Below are 16,749 nucleotides of genomic sequence, written 5' to 3'. Positions count from 1 at the left end.
AGTCGTCGTCGACCCGCCCCCTGGACTCGCTCACGCGCTCACCTCCCGGCAGGCCCGGTAGAAGTCCTTCCAGCCGTCGCGCTCCCGGACGACCGCTTCCAGGTACTCCTGCCAGATCACGCGGTCGGCCGCCGGGTCGCGGACGACGGCGCCGAGGATGCCCGCGGCGACATCGCTCGGCCGCAGCAGCCCGTCACCGAAGTGGGCGGCCAGGGCAAGGCCGTTGGTGACGACGGAGATCGCCTCGGCCGTCGACAGCGTGCCGCTGGGCGACTTCAGCTTCGTCCGCCCGTCCGCCGTGATCCCGTCGCGCAGCTCACGGAAGACGGTCACCACCCGGCGGATCTCGTCGACGCCCTCGGGCACCGCCGGCAGGTCGAGCGAGCGGCCGATCTGGTCGACGCGGCGGGCGACGATGTCGACCTCGGCGTCCGCGCTCTCCGGCAACGGCAGCACCACCGTGTTGAAACGGCGGCGCAGGGCGCTGGAGAGGTCGTTGACTCCGCGGTCGCGGTCGTTCGCCGTGGCGATCAGGTTGAAGCCGCGTACGGCCTGCACCTCCTGCCCCAACTCCGGTACGGGCAGCGTCTTCTCCGACAGGATCGTGATCAGCGAGTCCTGTACGTCGGCCGGGATCCGGGTCAGTTCCTCGACCCGTGCCGTCATCCCCTCCGCCATGGCCCGCATGACGGGGCTGGGCACCAGGGCGTCGCGGCTGGGGCCGTTGGCGAGCAGCTGCGCGTAGTTCCAGCCGTAGCGGATCGCCTCCTCCGGGGTGCCGGCGGTGCCCTGGACGAGCAGGGTCGAGTCGCCGCTGACCGCCGCTGCGAGGTGTTCGGAGACCCAGGTCTTGGCGGTGCCGGGCACGCCGAGCAGGAGCAGTGCGCGGTCGGTGGCGAGGGTGGTGACGGCGACCTCGACGATGCGGCGCGGGCCGACGTACTTCGGTGTGATCACCGTGCCGTCCGGCAGGATGCCGCCGAGCAGGTAGGTGGCGACCGCCCACGGCGACATCTTCCAGCGGACCGGACGCGGCCGGTCGTCCTGTGCGGCGAGCGCCGCGAGTTCGTCGGCGAAGGCGTCCTCGGCGTGCGGACGCAGTGCCTCCGGCGGCTCGGCCGTCTGCTTCTCACTCGCCTGCGCGTTGATGGGTTCTGCGGACACAGTCATGGCTGAGGCCCCCTCCAGCTCGGCCGGTTCGGATCTGGTGTCCACCGTGCACCACGCCACTGACAATCCGTTCTGACCTGCGTAAATGCTCGCGCCAGGCCGATTGTCAGTGCCGGGATCTACCTTCGATGTCATGACTCAGCAGGGGGTGCGCTGGACGGCTGACCAGGTGCTGGCACTGGCGCCTGACGCAGCGTCACGCAAAGCGGGAAGCAAGCTCGGGGCGGCGGGGCCGTGGTCCGAGGCGGGGAGTTGTGACGAGGGGACGGTGTGGGGGCTGTGCAAGGGCAGCGGGAGCAAGCCGTATCAGACGGTCGTCGACATCGCGGAGGCCGCGGGGCCGGCGTACAAGTGCAGTTGTCCGAGCCGCAAGTTCCCGTGCAAACACGCGCTGGGACTGCTGCTGTTGTGGGCGGGCGAGGACGACGCGGTGCCGGCGGGGCAGGCGCCGGACTGGGCCGAGCAGTGGCTGGCGGGACGGCGGAAGCGGACGGCGGAGAAACGGGCGGCGGACGCGTCCGGTTCCCCGGCCGCCGCTGATCCGGAGGCGGCGCGGCGCAGGGCGGAGCGCCGGGCCGAGCGGATCACCGCGGGCGCGGGCGAGTTGGAGCAGCGGCTGACGGACCTGCTGCGCACCGGGCTGGCCTCGGCGGAGCAGGCGGGGTACGGGTTGTGGGAGGAGACCGCGGCCCGCATGGTCGACGCGCAGGCTCCCGGACTGGCCGCGCGGGCAAGGGAGCTGGGGGCGATCCCGTCCTCGGGACCAGGTTGGCCGGTGCGGCTGCTGGAGGAGTGCGCGCTGCTCCACCTCCTCGACCGGGCCTGGCTGCGCCGCGAGCGACTGCCCGACGGTCTGGCGGCGACGGTCCGTTCCCGGATCGGCCTGCCCGGTTCGGCGGACGGCCCGCCGTTGCACGACAGTTGGCTGGTCCTCGCCCAGTACGACACGGCGGACGCGAAACTGACGACGCGCCGGATATGGCTGCACGGCACGGCGTCGGACCGCACGCGCCTGCTCCTCTCGTACGGAGCGGCGGGCCGCGCCCCGGAACTCGCGCTGCCCGTCGGGCTGGCCCTGGAGGCGGAGGTGTCCGCGTTCCCCGGTGCCGGGCAGCTCCGGGCCGCCCTGGGCGAGCAGTTCGCGCCGCCCGGGCCGACAGCGGCACGTCCGCGAGGCGTGACGACGGCACAGGCCGCCGTCCGCTACGGGGAGGCGCTGCGGGACGACCCGTGGCTGGACGCGGTCCCGGTGACCCTGGACCATGTCGTGCCGACCCCGGACGGCGACTCCTGGCAACTGGCGGACGCCGACACGGAGTCGGCACTCCCCCTCACCCCCACCGCCCGCTCCGGACCCGGTCTGTGGCGACTCGTCGCGCTCTCCGGCGGCGCTCCGGTCAAGGTTTTCGGCGAGCTGGGCCACCGGGGCTTCACCCCACTGACGGCCTGGCCGGAGGCGGCGGGAGAGCCGGTGTCCCTGTGCTGAGCGCACCCACCGACCCCACGGAAAGGCACCCCATGAACAGCACCTCTGCCCCGGGCGACTGGGAGGAACTCGTCACCACGGCGCTCCTCGGCACGGACCGCCGTATGCCTCCGTGGTGCGCGCCGGGCCAGGACGCCCCCGTGGCGCTGCTGGACGCGGCGGCGGTGGAGACCGTGCGGCGGCGGGCGGGGCTCCGTCCGGCGCGGGCGGCCGAACGGCCGGAGCCGGCCGTCCCCGACACGCGTCCGGCGCTGCCCGTGGCGGCGGCCCGCAGACTGGTGATGCTCCTGACCGACCGTCCCGGTGCGGGCGGCGGGGGACGCCGGGGCACCTCGCCCGATCTCATGGAGTTGCTGCCCCAGTGGCTCGCGGCGGCCAACGCGCGCGGTTTCGGTGCGCCCGTCCAGGTGCTGCCCGCGCTGCTGGACGCGGCCCGGGGGCGTACGGATCTGCGGCCGGCGGCGCTGGAGTTCGCGGGGCCGCGCGCGTTGTGGCTGGCGCGGCTGAACCCGGACTGGCGGTTCGCCCTGCGCGCGACCCCGGGCGGCGGCACGGCCCTGCCGGACCTCGACGACCCGAGCCAGGTCCAACAGCTGTGGCAGGAGGGGCTGTTCGCCGAGCGGGTCGCCCTGCTCGCGGCGATACGCGCACAACAACCGGCGGTCGCAAGGGAGTTGCTCGTCACCACGTGGGCGACGGAGCGGGCGGAGGACCGGTTGATGTTCCTCGACTCGCTGCGTACGGGGCTCACGGCCGAGGACGAACCCTTCCTGGAGCAGGCGTTGGCCGACCGGAGCCGCAACGTACGGGCCACGGCGGCGGAGTTGCTGTCCGCGCTCCCTGACTCGGCGCTCGCCGCGCGGATGGCGGTCCGGGCCGCGGCCTGCGTGGCCATGGACCGTACGCGCGAGGAACCCGGCCTGGTCGTGGAGGCGCCGCACGAGTGCGACCCGGGCATGGAGCGGGACGGTGTGGTCGCCAAGGCTCCGGCGGGGCGCGGTGAACGGTCGTGGTGGCTGGGCCAGTTGGTGGAGGCGGCACCGCTCGGAACCTGGGCGCGGCGGCTCGGCGGCCGTACGCCCCAAGAGATCGTGGCGCTCGCGGTGGCGGACGACTGGCGGGGCGAGCTGCACGCCGCGTGGTGCCGGGCGGCGGTACGGCAGCGGAACGCGGAATGGTCCCGGGCGTTGCTCGGGTCGCCGTCGGCGCCCGAGGCGGGCGGGCCGGGGGCGGTGTCGCTGGCCGAGCGGGCGAAGCTGCTGAGCACGCTGGGCGGGGGCGAACGGGCCGAGTGGGTGGCCGGGTTCATCGCGGCGCAGGGGCTGTCCGAGGCGTTCCAGCTGCTCGGGGTGTGCGCGGTCCCGTGGGCCGCGCCGCTGGGGCGGGCCGTGGTGGACGCGCTCAACATCGCGCGGGACGCGGGGAGCTACCCGTGGAGTTTCAGTGGGGTGATGGGGCTGGCCGAGCGGTGTCTCGACCCGGCCGAGGCGAGCCGGCTCGACGGGTTGCTGGCGGTGCCGGACGAGTCGGAGGACGCGGCGCCGGGGGCGGGGGGTTATTGGGCGGAGGCGTTTCAGCGGCTGGTGACGACGTTGCGGTTGCGGGCGGCGATGGCGCGGGAGCTGGATGTGCCGTAGGAACTACGGGGGCTGGAGGGCCGTAGAAGCTGTGGGAGCCTGCGGTGCCGAAGAGAGCACGAAGCCGAGAAACGACCGGCACCGGAAAGCGAACCCCCGCTCGCCGCAGGCCCTACGCGCCGGCCGGCTGGCGCACGTTCTCCCGCACCCAGTCGACGATGGAGTGCGTGGTCGCCCCGGGGGTGAAGATCTCCGCGACGCCCTTCTCCTTGAGGGGGGCGATGTCCGCCTCGGGGATGATCCCGCCGCCGAAGACGAGGATGTCCTCCGCCTCGCGCTGCTTCAGCAGGTCGATCACGGCGGCGAAGAGAGTGTTGTGGGCGCCGGAGAGGATGGAGAGGCCGATCGCGTCGGCGTCCTCCTGGATCGCGGTGTCGACGATCTGCTCGGGGGTCTGGTGGAGGCCCGTGTAGATGACCTCCATACCGGCGTCGCGCAGCGCCCGCGCGATCACCTTGGCGCCCCGGTCGTGGCCGTCGAGCCCCGGCTTGGCCACCACCACGCGGATCGGACCGGCTGCCACACCCATCACTGCCTCCATGAAGCGACTGCGTTCATCCCTACCGACGGGTACCGCGGCACCCGCTCCGGCGCGGGGAGTGAACGAACGTTATCTCCAGCATCCCGCAACCGGCAGTTTCGCGGTGGATACCGAGGGGGAAATCACACGATGGGACACGTTCACCGCGCAGCGTTCCAGCGGGAACAAGCGCAACGGGAGCCGCAACGAGGTCGCCGCACCACCGCGCCGCAGGCCGCGCGCCGTGGTGGTGCGGCGCATCGGCGCAGGCACGAAGGGCACGCAGGGCAGGTACGGCACGACAGCGGGAAGCCTCGTCGCCAGACCGACAGGGCTCCTCGAAAGGTCGACGGCGTCACGCACGCCGTACGCCACACCCGCCCAGCGCATACCCTTCGCGCACGCCGGTGACCCTCGCCGTGGCCTCCCACGAGGGCACACGGGGGACGGAGCTGTCGATCCGTGTGCCGACAGGAGGTCGGCCATGAAGGTCACCAGGGCGGTGCAGCCCTTTCTCCCCCTCTGTCAGCGCCTTCTGCCCAGCAGGCTGGCCGGGCTCTCCATGACCCTCCTGAAAGCGACCGCCCTGGAGATCGCGATCCTCGCGGGCCACCTTCTCCTCTATCCGTCCGGCATCACCCAGGAACGCAGGCTGCCGCTTCCTCCGGCCCCCTCCCCGGAGGACGCGGCAACGCTGCCGACCGAGGCGAAACCCCCGGTGGTGCTGTTGCACGGGTTCATCGACAACCGCTCGGTGTTCGTGCTGCTGCGCCGATCCCTGGCCCAGCACGGCCGCCGGCCGGTCGAATCGCTCAACTACTCGCCGCTGACCTGCGACATCCGTACGGCGGCCGAGCTGCTCGGCAGGCACATCGAGGAGATCTGCGAGCGCACGGGCAGTGAGCAGGTGGACATCGTCGGGCACAGTCTCGGCGGCCTGATCGCCCGCTATTACGTGCAGAGGCTCGGCGGTGACCTGCGGGTCCGCACACTGGTGACGCTCGGGACCCCGCACTCCGGCACCGCCGTGGTCCCGCTGGCCAACGCCCATCCGATCGTCCGCCAGATGCGGCCCGGCTCGGCGGTGATCGAGGAACTGGGCCTGCCCGCCCCCGGCTGCCGCACGCATTTCGTCAGTTTCTGGAGCGACCTCGACCACCTGATGGAGCCGCTGGAGACGGCCCGCATCGACCATCCCGACTTGATCGCACAGAACGTGCAGGTCAGCGGCATCGGCCATCTCGCCCTGCCGGTGCACCCGGCCGTCGCGTCGGGCATCTGCCAGGCTCTCGACACGCCACGGACGGAAGCATCGGCCACGACGACCCGCAGGGGCGGCCTGACGGTGGCCTGACCGGCGCCGCGCAGCCTACCGATGGCAAGGAGGCGCGCACCGAACACTGACGGTGCTCGCCTCCCGGCCGGGAACACCGCCGCACCCCGCGCCGGCGCGGGCCGGTGCGCACGGCCGGTCTCCCACGGCGCGTGGCGGCCACTCTCCCCACGCCGAATGCCGTCGACCGCAGTCAACGGGCCCGGCCTCCGGTACGGGAAGCATTTCCGTGCCCTTCGAAGCGTCCGCACAGGGCGCCGACAGCGGTTGAACCGCCTCCAGCCTCGAACGCCAATCGAACGCAAGGCCAAACCCATGCCCGCCGTCCCCCGAAACACGGCCGAATGCCCGTTTCCGACGGACGCAAAACCCGAGGAAGATTGTCGGGCCCGCGTACTGCCGGGTACAGTCGCCGCACTGCTCTGCCAGCCCCTGTTGTCGAGGCGAAAGAGAAGTTGGTGAACGACCGTCACCCGTCGGGGATCATGACCACCCCGGCCCCGGCTTCCGATGCCACCTCGGCGCAGTACGCGTCGTACGGCGGACAGGACGCCCAGTACGGTGACTTCACCACGTACGGCGACCACTCCGCCACGGGTTTTCACCCGGGCGCGGACAGCGGCCAGGCCACCGCGAGCTTCGCCACCGACCCCCTCTTCGGCGACATGCAGAGCCACGACACCGGCTCGCACGCCACCGGCGCCTACGAGTCCTCGGCCTGGTCCACGGGTGCCCAACACACCCTGAACTACGACCCGTACGCGGCCCAGCACCACGCCGCCTTCGACACGGGTGCCTACGAGACCACCGCCTGGTCCGCCGACTACCAGCAGCTGTCCGCCATCCCGCCGCAGGCCACCGGCCCCGACTTGAGCGGCCAGTGGGATGCCAACGCCTGGCTCCAGCCCGACCAGTCGGCCCATTCCGCCGCCCCCGCCGACCAGACCCAGCAGTGGGAATGGGGCACGCAGGCCTTCGACACGGGCGCCTACGACGCCACGCAGTGGAACGCCGACGGCAGCCCCGCCGACGCGACGACCGCCTTCGAGCAGCCGTCGTACGACGGGACGCACGAGGGCACGCACGACGAACCCGCCCCGGACGGCGGCGAGTTGACCGCGACCGGCGAGATGCCCGCCCTCGACGAGGTCGAGGCGGACCGGGACGGATCCGATCCGCGCCCCGAACTCCTCGAAGACCAGGAGGAGTTCACCCCGGCCTCGGCGACCGCCTCGCGGGCCGCGGGCCGCAGCGGGAGCCGTTCGCGGCGCCGTACTCCTCCGAAGCGGTCCGCGCTGATGACGATCGCCGTGCCCTCCGCGTGTGTGATGGGGGTCGCCGGGATCGCCGCCGCGTCCGTCGGCACGCTGACCGGCGGCAGCGACTCGACGGCGTCCGCCTCCGACGCGACCTCGGTGAAGCCGTCCGTGGCGAACAACAAGCTGGACGCGCAGATCAAGAGCCTCTCGGCCGGCGCCGACGACTTCGCCGACCGGGCCAGCCGTACGCAGGAACGTATCGACCTCAAGGCCCAGCAGGAGGCCGAGAAGAAGAAGGCGGCGGCGGAGGCGGCCCGCAAGGAGCGGCTGCGCCCCAAGTACGTGCTGCCGGTGACCCAGAAGGGCCTCAGCGCCTACTTCGGCCAGGCCGGCGTCAACTGGATGTCCGTGCACACGGGCATCGACTTCCCCGTCTCGTACGGCACGACGGTGATGGCCGCGACCGACGGCGTCGTCACCACGAAGTGGAACAGTGCCTACGGCAACATGCTGATCCTGACCGCGAAGGACGGCACGCAGACCTGGTACTGCCACCTCTCCAGCTACCGCGTCCCCTCGGGGACGACGGTGCAGGCCGGCGATCCGATCGCGTACTCCGGGAACTCCGGCAACTCCACCGGCCCGCACCTGCACTTCGAGGTGCGCCCGGCGGGCGGCGCGGCGATCGACCCGCTCCCGTGGCTTCGCAGCCACGGGCTCGACCCGACGTAACTCCCCTTCTCCTTACAGCTTTTCCACCGGCGCGTACCGCAGCAGCAGTCGCTTCGGCTTGGCCTCTCCGAAGTCGACCGTCGCCTCCGCGTTCGCTCCCGTGCCCTTCACGCCGACGACCGTGCCGAGGCCGAACTGGTCGTGGGTGACCCGGTCGCCGACGGCCAGGGACACTACCGGCTTCTCCGAGGCCCTGCGGGTGGCGAAGCCGGACGCGCCCGACGCCGACGAGCGCGAGCGGGTCGAGGACAGCGAGGCCGCGATGCCCGAGGCCGGCCCCGTGGACGGCGGGGCCGCCATGGCGCCGGTCCGCTTCCACTCCACGTGTGCCGCCGGGATCTCCTCCAGGAAGCGGGAGGGCGGGTTGTACGACGGCTGTCCCCAGGCGCTGCGCAGCGAGGACCGGGTCAGATACAGGCGTTCACGCGCGCGTGTGATGCCGACGTAGGCGAGGCGTCGCTCCTCCTCCAGTTCCTTGGTCTGGCCGAGGGCGCGCATGTGCGGGAAGACGCCGTCCTCCATGCCGGTGAGGAAGACGACCGGGAACTCCAGGCCCTTGGCGGTGTGCAGGGTCATCAGGGTGATGACCCCGGAGCCGTCCTCGTCCTCGTCGGGGATCTGGTCCGAATCGGCGACCAGGGCCACCCGCTCCAGGAAGGCTGCGAGCCCGACAGGCGTCTCGCTCTCGCCGTCCTCCGCGCTGTTCTCCTGCTCGAACTCCAGCGCCACGGCGGCGAGTTCCTGGAGGTTCTCGATGCGGGTCTCGTCCTGCGGGTCGGTGGAGGCCTGCAACTCGGCGAGATAGCCGGTGCGTTCGAGGATCGCCTCCAGGACCGTCGCCGGTCCGGCGCCGGATTCGACGATCGTACGGAGGTCCTCCATCAGCGTGTTGAACTTCTTGACCGCGTTCGTCGACCGCGCGGCCATGCCGTAGGCCTCGTCGACGCGCTTCAACGCCTGCGGGAAGCTGATTTTCTCGCGCTGCGAGAGGGCGTCGATCATCGCCTCGGCACGCTCGCCGATGCCGCGCTTGGGCACGTTGAGGATGCGGCGCAGCGGGACCGTGTCCTCCGGGTTGGCCAGGACGCGGAGGTAGGCCAGGACGTCCCTGACCTCCTTGCGCTCGTAGAAGCGGACACCGCCGACGACCTTGTAGGGCAGGCCGACGCGGATGAAGATCTCCTCGAAGACACGGGACTGGGCGTTCGTCCGGTAGAAGACGGCGACGTCCCCGGCCTTGGCCTCGCCCGCGTCGGTGAGACGGTCTATCTCCTCGGCGACGAACTGCGCCTCGTCGTGCTCGGTGTCGGCGACATAGCCGGTGATCTGCGCGCCCGCGCCCGCGTTGGTCCACAGGTTCTTGGGGCGGCGGGACTCGTTGCGCTCGATGACCGCGTTGGCGGCGGAGAGGATCGTCTGGGTGGAGCGGTAGTTCTGCTCCAGGAGGATCGTCGTCGCGTTCGGGTAGTCCTCCTCGAACTGGAGGATGTTGCGGATCGTCGCACCCCGGAAGGCGTAGATCGACTGGTCGGCGTCACCCACGACACACAACTCGGCGGGCGGCAGGTCGTGTTCGCCCGGCGGTACGTCCTCGTCGTGCGCGCCGGTGCCGACGAGTTCCCGTACGAGCGCGTACTGCGCGTGGTTGGTGTCCTGGTACTCGTCGACCATCACGTGGCGGAAGCGGCGGCGGTAGTGCTCGGCGACGTCCGGGAAGGCGCGAAGGAGGTTGACCGTCGTCATGATCAGATCGTCGAAGTCGAGGGCGTTGGCCTCGCGCAGCCGCGACTGGTACATGGCGTAGGCCTGGGCGAGGGTCTTCTCGAAACCGTCGGCCGCGCGGGCGGCGAAGTCCTCCTCGTCGACCAGTTCGTTCTTCAGGTTGGAGATCTGGGCGCTGAACGACTTGGGCGGGTAGCGCTTGGGGTCGAGGTCCAGGTCGCGGCAGACCAGGGCCATCAGACGCTTGGAGTCGGCCGCGTCGTAGATCGAGAACGAGGAGGTGAAGCCGAGCTTCTTCGACTCGCGGCGCAGGATCCGCACGCAGGCGCTGTGGAAGGTCATCACCCACATCGCGTTGGCGCGCGGGCCGACGAGCTGTTCGACGCGCTCCTTCATCTCGCCCGCGGCCTTGTTGGTGAAGGTGATCGCGAGGATCTGGCCCGGGTGCACATGGCGCTCGCCGAGGAGGTGGGCGATGCGGTGGGTGAGCACGCGGGTCTTGCCGGAGCCCGCGCCGGCCACGATGAGCAGCGGGGTGCCGGAGTGGACGACGGCCGCGCGCTGGTTCTCGTTCAGCCCGTCCAGGAGGGCGGCCGGGTCGACCGCCGGGCGCGGGGCGCCGTCCCGGTAGTAGGCGTCCCTGCTCGCGGGCACGTCGAACTTCCCGCCGAACAGGTCGTCCGGAACCGGCTCCGGTCCGTGCTCGTCCTCGGGCGGTGGCGGGGGCTCTTCATCGTGGGCCCGAGGGGCCTTGAGATCCGCCAGGAAGCTGTCGTCAAAGAGGCTGCTCATCGCCCTCCGAGTTTAGGGCGCCCCACTGACAACCGGCCGCCGCCCCGAGAACTCGGGGAAATTCACGGTCCAGAACCGGTCGATAACGATCAGTGACGGCCAGACTCACGCATGACCTAGGTCACGCAAACGTATGGTGCATATCGGCCATCGACCTTCACACAAGCCACACAATTTGGTTAGCGTTCGTTCAAGCTCCATGGCCCCACCGACGGAAGGAGTCGCCTCCTTGGCGTCGTCGCACCGCAAGCCGCGTTCCGCGGGCTCGCGCATCGCAGGCATATGGACCCCCGCCGACGACGGCGGTCCGCGTCTCGGAGAGGTCGAGAAGAAGATCGACGACCTCTACCGGCGGGCGGATTCGGCGGCCGAGAGGGGCGACGGGGCAAGGCGCGCATGGAAGATCAACTCCGCGCGGAAAAAGCCGAGTTCCTTCACCGCCACCCCGCACGACCACTACGACCAGGCCCAGTTGATGAGCCGGCTGACCGCCGGCCGGAAGGACGCGGTCGCCGCGCACCTCACGAAGCGGTCCACGACGACGGGGATACGTCAGCAGGCGGCCATGAGCCTCCGGGCCCCCGACGGGACGCAGAGCGACCCGAGGACGGCCAAGGCCACCGTCCAGAAGAAGCTCTCCGCCGCACGCGCGCTGTTGTCGCAGTCGGCTGCGCGCACGGGGCGGCAAGAGGCGGCGGCACTCGCGAGGCAGGCCGTCGCCTTCGCCCGCGCCCAGGTCGGCAAACCGTACGTCTGGGGCGCCGCAGGCCCCGGCTCGTACGACTGCTCGGGCCTGACCCAGGCCGCCTGGAAGGCCGCCGGAGTCACCCTCCCGCGCGCGACCACCGCCCAGGCGAGCGCCGGCACGACGATCCCACTGGCCGACGCGCAACCCGGCGACCTGGTCTTCTTCCACGACGACAGCAGTCACGTCGGCGTCTACGTGGGCGACGGCATGATGATCCACGCCCCGAAGCCCGGCACCGGCGTCCGCGAGGAATCGATCCACTACGGCGGCACGTCGGCCATCCACAGCGTGGTGCGGCCGGCCTGAGCGGAATCCGTGGGCACGCGCGCGGCTGTTTTTGACGGCCACGCACGCGTGCAGGTGTTCTTGAGGTCCACGCGCGCGTGGCCCCCTGTCGGCACCGGGGCGGCTCCCTGGCATCGGATCCATGTCCGGTACCGGTACCTCCCGCTTCCGCACCCGGTGGGCGCAGCGTCCGCCGGCGGACGGGGCCGTCGTGCTGGCGACCGGCATCGTCTCGGTCGGCCTGCATCTCGCCGGGTACGAGGCGCTGTCCCGTATCGCCTTCGCGATGGCCTGCGCCTTCTGGCTGGGACTGGCCGCGGACTTCGCCGTACGGCTGCTGCGGGACCGGCCGAGGTGGCTCACGGAGGCGGGGACACCCGGTGCGCTGACCGCCGTCGCCGCGACCGCCGTACTCGGCACCCGTTTCTCCGTCGCCGGCCGGCAGACGGTGGCCGAGGCGCTGCTCGCACCGGCCGTGGTCCTGTGGCCGGGGCTGCTGGTGCGGGTCCTGGGGAACTGGCGGGGGCGGATGCCCGGGACGGTGTTCCTCGGCTGTGTGGCGACGCAGACGCCGGCCGTGCTGGGGGCGACGATCGCCGGGGCCGAGTCGGTGGCCTGGCTCGCGCACACGGCGATGGTGCTGTTCTGGTTCGGGCTGGTCCTCTACGGGTTCGCGCTGGCCCGTTTCGAGTGGCGGCAGGTGATCGTCGGGGCCGGTGACCACTGGATCGTCGGCGGCGCGCCGCCGTCTCGGCGCTGGCGGGATCGAAGCTGATCGCCGCCGACAGCGCCCGCCTGTATCCGTGGAACTCCGACGACCGGGGCGTCCTGCGGGCCGTGACCGTGGCGCTGCTGGTGCTCGACCTGGCCTGGTGCCTGGTCCTGCTGGCCGCCGAGATCGCCTGGCCCAGACTGCGCTACGACGTGCGCCGCTGGTCGACGGTGTTCCCGTTGGGGATGACGGCCGCGACCATGCTGTCCGTCGGCACCGCCGTGGACGTGCCGGGGGCTCAGGACGCCCGGGCAGGTGGTGCTGTGGATCGCGGTGGCGGCCTGGCTGGTGGTGGCCGCGGGGACGGTCCGGTTCTACCCCGCCGCCACGTCCGGGGTCACGTCCACAGGACCGCGATGAAGATGTTGACCATGGTGAGGCCGCCGACCAGCGCGAACTGGCTCTTGTCGACCGTCTCCTCGTCCCGTTTCACGTAGACGAGTCCCAGGATCACGACCAGCAGCGCGAGCTTGATGCCGATCTTGATGTTGTTGACGTGCTGATCGTCGGCCTGGTTGAGGCCGACCAGGATCGCGCCGGTGACCAGCATGGTCAGCGCGCCGTGCAGCATGCCGGGGACGAAGCGGGCCGTTCCCTGGCCCATCGCCTTCATCTGGGTGAGGAAACCGCCGAGCAGCGCGGCGATGCCGATGATGTGCAGGCCGACGAAGAGATGGATGAGTACGTCCATGGGTGGAGCCTATTCAGGGGCTCGGGGCCGGCCGACACCGGGCCACCCTCCCGCTCACCCGACCTTGCATATATGCGGCCCGTAGCACCGTGCCGCCTACCGCCGTGCCGGAACCTCCGCATCGGTCAGCACGCCACGTGAAGGCGGTGACCCCGGACCGGAATCACAGTCAATCGACGTCAAAAGACGATCACCTCACATCATTTCCGTACATGCGTTACCGGGCCGTCATCTTCAGGTTTAGCGTCCTCCACCAGGTGACCGGCTCCCCACCGCCGCCCGGACCAGGGGCGGCCGTCGGACACCACCGCCGAGAAGGTCCGGCGGCGGCCCACTCCCCCTGTGCGGGCCGCCGCCGGACGTGCAAACCGCCCGCTCCCCCGGCGGGCGTACGAAAGGACGTGCAGTCCACGTGGCAGCGCACCGCAAGCACCGACAGCGCTCGCTCAGCGGCCATACGGCCCGCACCGCCGCCACGATCGCCCTCGCGGGCGCGGCGACGGCGACCGGCTTCGACGGGACCTCGCACGCCGAGCCGCAGCTGACACCGACCCAGGTCAAGGCCAAGGTGGACAAGCTGTACCAGGAGGCGGAGGTCGCCACCGAGAAGTACGACGGCGCGAAGGAGAAGGCGGACGCGGCCGAGAAGCAGCTGAACACCCTGCGGGACGAGGCGGCCCGCAAGACGGAGAAGCTCAACTCGGCGCGGGACGCGCTGGGTTACGTCGCGGCGGCCCAGTACCGCAGCGGCGGCATGGACCCCGCGGTGCAGCTCATGCTCTCGAACGACCCCGAACAGTATCTGGACGGCGCCGAGTTCGCCGACCGGGTGGGCCACCGGCAGACGGCCACCGTCGCTCTCGTACGGCAGCAGCTGCGGGAGATCGAGCAGTTGCGCGGCGCCGCGCACATCGAGCTGACCTCGCTGAAGTCGCGGCGGGCTGAGCTCGGCAGGCAGAAGAAGACGATCAACGCGAAGCTGAGCCAGGCGCGTCGGCTGCTGTCGGCGCTGCCTGCGCAGCAGCGGACCCAGGTCGAGCAGACCGCCGGCACCTCGGAGCGCGCGTCACGGTCGGCGACCACGGCACGGGACGGACTGCACTCGCCCGGCTCCTCCACCGCCACGGCCGACGCCCCCAACTCCCGTGCTGCGGCGGCCGTTTCCTACGCCTACCAGAAGCTCGGCAGCCCCTATGTCTGGGGCGCGACGGGCCCCAACGCCTTCGACTGCTCGGGGCTCGTCCAGGCCGCCTACAACTCCGCCGGAGTCTCCCTGCCCCGCACGACCTACGCCCAGATCAACGCCGGGCAGCGGGTCTCCCGGGACGAACTGCGCCCCGGCGACCTGGTGTTCTTCTACTCGGGCATCAGCCACGTCGGCATCTACGTCGGCGACGGCCAGATGATCCACGCCCCGAACCCGAGCGCTCCGGTGCGGCTGGCGCCGATCGACCAGATGCCGTTCGCCGGGGCGACGCGGGTGGTGTGAACTCCCTTGCGGGTCACACCAGTCGGCGTGCCGTGGCCCAACGGGTCAGCTCGTGCCGGTTCGACAGCTGGAGCTTGCGCAGCACCGCCGAGACATGGGACTCGACCGTCTTCACCGAGATGAACAGCTGCTTGGCGATCTCCTTGTAGGCGTAGCCGCGGGCGATCAGACGCAGGACCTCGCGCTCGCGCTGGGTGAGGCGGTCGAGGTCCTCGTCGACCGGCGGGGCGTCGGTCGACGCGAAGGCGTCGAGGACGAAGCCGGCCAGCCGCGGGGAGAAGACCGCGTCGCCCTCCTGGACCCGGAAGACGGAGTTGACGAGGTCCGTGCCGGTGATCGTCTTGGTGACGTAGCCGCGCGCACCGCCGCGGATCACCCCGATCACGTCCTCCGCCGCGTCCGACACGGACAGGGCGAGGAAGCGGACGGGCTGCTCGGCGTCGCTCATCAACGGGGCGCAGCGGCGCAGGACTTCGACCCCGCCGCCGCCCGGCAGGTGGACGTCGAGGAGGACCACCTCGGGGCGGGTCGCGGTGATGACGGTGACCGCCTGGTCGACGTCCGCGGCCTCGCCGACCACCTCCACACCGGTCTCCTCGGTCCGGCCGATCTCGGCCTGGACCCCCGTACGGAACATGCGGTGGTCGTCGACGAGGACCACGCGCACGTGACGCCCGCCCGCGCTCCCGCCGGTCGGCTCGTGAGGCTCGTTCGTCTCGGTCGCGTCGCTCATGACGTCTTCTCCGCCCTCTCCATCTCCAGCTCGACCTCGGTACCGCCGTCCGGCACCGCGCGCAGCCGTGCCGTACCGCCGTGTCGCTCCATACGGCCGATGATCGATTCTCTGACGCCCATGCGGTCGGCGGGTATCGAGTCGAGGTCGAAGCCCGGTCCGCGGTCGCGGACGGACACGAAGACCTTCTTCCCCTCCACCTCGGCGTAGACCTGCACGGCGCCGCCCTCGCCACCGTACTTGGCCGCGTTCACCATCGCCTCGCGCGCGGCCTGCATCTGGGCACCGATTCTCTCGTCGAGCAGGCAGTCCCCGACGACGACGACCTCGATGGGGACGCCGTGCTTGTCCTCGACCTCGGCCGCGCTGCGCCGCACTGCCTCGGCGAGGGTGTCGGGTTCGTCGGCCTCGTCCTTGCCGGTGCCCCCCGGTTTGTAGAGCCAGGCGCGCAGATCGCGCTCCTGGGCGCGGGCCAGGCGGCGGACCTCGTTCGGACTCTCCGCGTTGCGCTGGATCAGGGTCAGGGTGTGCAGCACGGAGTCGTGGACATGGGCGGCGACCTCGGCCCGCTCCTGGGCGCGGATGCGCATCAGGCGCTCCTCGGAGAGGTCCTGGGTCATCCGCACGAGGTACGGGCCGGCAAGCAGGGTGATGCCGACGAGGACCGCGAGGGCGGCCTGGAGCACCGAACCGAGGTGGGCGGCGGAACCCTGCAGCACGAAGATCGCGGTGGCACCGGCGGTGACCAGCAGGACCCCGCCACCCGCGCGCAGCAGGCTGAGCGTACGGCGCCGGCCGCCGACCTCGGCCCAGCGGGCACGGCGGGCGTTGTCCGCCTGACGCCAGACGAGGGCGACGCCCGCGCCGACGAGGACGACCGGGAAGAGATAGGCCTTGGCGCCGTCGCCCAGATTCACATTGCCGACGAAGACCAGCGCCACGACGACCATGAGGAGCAGGGCGACGATCTGGCCCTTGTCCGGCTTGCGGGCGACGAGTCTGCGGCGGCCGTCCGGCGAGGTCTCGGTGGAGACGAGGGACGGGGGCCGCTGACCGGCGACGCCGCCGACGCCGAGCGGCACGAAGAACCAGAACGAGGCGTACAGCAGGGCGCCGAGTCCGTCCGCGAGGAACAAGCCCACGAACACCAGTCGCACCCAGATCACCGGCAGGCCGAGATGCCCGGCGAGCCCCCGCGCCACTCCGCCGAGCCAGCGTCCGTCACTGCTGCGGTAGAGCTTGCGCGGCGGCCGCGGGTCCTCGACTGACACTGCTGCGGCTTCCGGCATGCCACCGATGTTCACACGGCCCGCCGCCCAGGGCATCAGGGTCGGCCCCCGAGACTCCCCTGATCTTCGGAAACGCCGTGGCTCAGGGGCC

Annotated in this window: 12 protein-coding genes and 1 pseudogene; 7 read left to right on the top strand and 6 right to left on the bottom strand. The window is 71.4% G+C overall.

All coding sequences use genetic code 11. From position 1 onward, the window contains the following. Positions 1-30 precede the first annotated feature (30 nt). Positions 31-1,170: an AAA family ATPase gene (locus tag AB0I51_RS14645; protein ID WP_362974917.1), complete on the bottom strand. Its 1,140-nt coding sequence runs from the start codon at positions 1,168-1,170 to the stop codon at positions 31-33. 133 nt (positions 1,171-1,303) lie between these two features. On the opposite strand from AB0I51_RS14645, the gene AB0I51_RS14640 reads away from it, so the two are divergent. Next, positions 1,304-2,656, top strand: a complete 1,353-nt coding sequence (locus AB0I51_RS14640; protein ID WP_362974915.1) for an SWIM zinc finger family protein — start codon at positions 1,304-1,306, stop codon at positions 2,654-2,656. Between the two features lie 32 nt (positions 2,657-2,688). Then, positions 2,689-4,293 (top strand): DUF5691 domain-containing protein, encoded by a 1,605-nt coding sequence (locus AB0I51_RS14635; RefSeq protein WP_362974913.1) that lies wholly within the window; start codon positions 2,689-2,691, stop codon positions 4,291-4,293. 112 nt (positions 4,294-4,405) lie between these two features. Here AB0I51_RS14635 and AB0I51_RS14630 read toward each other — a convergent pair whose 3' ends face one another. Then, positions 4,406-4,822 carry a cobalamin B12-binding domain-containing protein gene (locus AB0I51_RS14630; protein ID WP_362974911.1) on the bottom strand — a complete coding sequence of 139 codons (417 nt, stop codon included), beginning with the start codon at positions 4,820-4,822 and terminating at the stop codon, positions 4,406-4,408. Positions 4,823-5,297: 475 nt separating this feature from the next. Between AB0I51_RS14630 and AB0I51_RS14625 the strand changes: the two genes are divergently transcribed. Then, a complete protein-coding gene (locus tag AB0I51_RS14625; protein WP_362974909.1) occupies positions 5,298-6,167 on the top strand; it encodes an alpha/beta fold hydrolase in 870 nt (289 codons plus the stop codon). Positions 6,168-6,604: 437 nt separating this feature from the next. After that, positions 6,605-8,137 (top strand): M23 family metallopeptidase, encoded by a 1,533-nt coding sequence (locus AB0I51_RS14620; protein WP_362974907.1) that lies wholly within the window; start codon positions 6,605-6,607, stop codon positions 8,135-8,137. A gap of 12 nt (positions 8,138-8,149) precedes the next feature. On the opposite strand, the gene pcrA is transcribed toward AB0I51_RS14620, so the two are convergent. Further along, on the bottom strand, positions 8,150-10,651 hold the full coding sequence (pcrA, locus tag AB0I51_RS14615) for a DNA helicase PcrA (RefSeq protein ID WP_362974905.1): 2,502 nt from the start codon (positions 10,649-10,651) through the stop codon (positions 8,150-8,152). Between the two features lie 229 nt (positions 10,652-10,880). Here pcrA and AB0I51_RS14610 point away from each other — a divergent pair, with 229 nt between their 5' ends. After that, a complete protein-coding gene (locus AB0I51_RS14610; RefSeq protein ID WP_362974903.1) occupies positions 10,881-11,705 on the top strand; it encodes a C40 family peptidase in 825 nt (274 codons plus the stop codon). A 121-nt stretch (positions 11,706-11,826) separates the two neighbouring features. After that, positions 11,827-12,816: pseudogene (locus tag AB0I51_RS14605) on the top strand (tellurite resistance/C4-dicarboxylate transporter family protein). Here the strand turns inward: AB0I51_RS14605 and AB0I51_RS14600 are convergent. Further along, the gene (locus AB0I51_RS14600; protein WP_266771662.1) at positions 12,794-13,147 is read right to left on the bottom strand and encodes a hypothetical protein; all 354 of its coding nucleotides are present in this window, start codon (positions 13,145-13,147) and stop codon (positions 12,794-12,796) included. The pseudogene AB0I51_RS14605 and the gene AB0I51_RS14600 overlap by 23 nt on opposite strands. 412 nt (positions 13,148-13,559) lie before the next feature. On the opposite strand from AB0I51_RS14600, the gene AB0I51_RS14595 reads away from it, so the two are divergent. Continuing rightward, complete coding sequence (locus AB0I51_RS14595; RefSeq protein WP_362974900.1) at positions 13,560-14,636, top strand: NlpC/P60 family protein; 1,077 nt, start codon at positions 13,560-13,562, stop codon at positions 14,634-14,636. Positions 14,637-14,649: 13 nt separating this feature from the next. Here the strand turns inward: AB0I51_RS14595 and AB0I51_RS14590 are convergent, their stop codons facing one another. Both AB0I51_RS14590 and AB0I51_RS14585 read right to left on the bottom strand, forming a co-directional pair. After that, a complete protein-coding gene (locus AB0I51_RS14590; protein ID WP_093628695.1) occupies positions 14,650-15,369 on the bottom strand; it encodes a response regulator transcription factor in 720 nt (239 codons plus the stop codon). Continuing rightward, positions 15,366-16,694: a PspC domain-containing protein gene (locus AB0I51_RS14585; RefSeq protein WP_362974898.1), complete on the bottom strand. Its 1,329-nt coding sequence runs from the start codon at positions 16,692-16,694 to the stop codon at positions 15,366-15,368. Before AB0I51_RS14585 ends, AB0I51_RS14590 begins: the two co-directional genes overlap by 4 nt. Positions 16,695-16,749: the final 55 nt, after the last annotated feature.

This window comes from Streptomyces sp. NPDC050549 (assembly GCF_040655035.1).
Classification (GTDB): Bacteria; Actinomycetota; Actinomycetes; order Streptomycetales; family Streptomycetaceae; genus Streptomyces.
This window is presented reverse-complemented; position numbering and strand designations above follow the sequence as displayed.

Coding starts and splice junctions, on each gene's coding strand:
- AB0I51_RS14635 (WP_362974913.1), top strand. CDS start 2,689: ATGAACAGCACCTCTGCCCCGGGCGACTGGGAGGAACTCGTCACCACG.
- AB0I51_RS14590 (WP_093628695.1), bottom strand. CDS start 15,369: ATGAGCGACGCGACCGAGACGAACGAGCCTCACGAGCCGACCGGCGGG.
- AB0I51_RS14585 (WP_362974898.1), bottom strand. CDS start 16,694: ATGCCCTGGGCGGCGGGCCGTGTGAACATCGGTGGCATGCCGGAAGCC.
- AB0I51_RS14630 (WP_362974911.1), bottom strand. CDS start 4,822: ATGGGTGTGGCAGCCGGTCCGATCCGCGTGGTGGTGGCCAAGCCGGGG.
- AB0I51_RS14625 (WP_362974909.1), top strand. CDS start 5,298: ATGAAGGTCACCAGGGCGGTGCAGCCCTTTCTCCCCCTCTGTCAGCGC.
- AB0I51_RS14640 (WP_362974915.1), top strand. CDS start 1,304: ATGACTCAGCAGGGGGTGCGCTGGACGGCTGACCAGGTGCTGGCACTG.
- AB0I51_RS14600 (WP_266771662.1), bottom strand. CDS start 13,147: ATGGACGTACTCATCCATCTCTTCGTCGGCCTGCACATCATCGGCATC.
- AB0I51_RS14645 (WP_362974917.1), bottom strand. CDS start 1,170: ATGACTGTGTCCGCAGAACCCATCAACGCGCAGGCGAGTGAGAAGCAG.
- pcrA (WP_362974905.1), bottom strand. CDS start 10,651: ATGAGCAGCCTCTTTGACGACAGCTTCCTGGCGGATCTCAAGGCCCCT.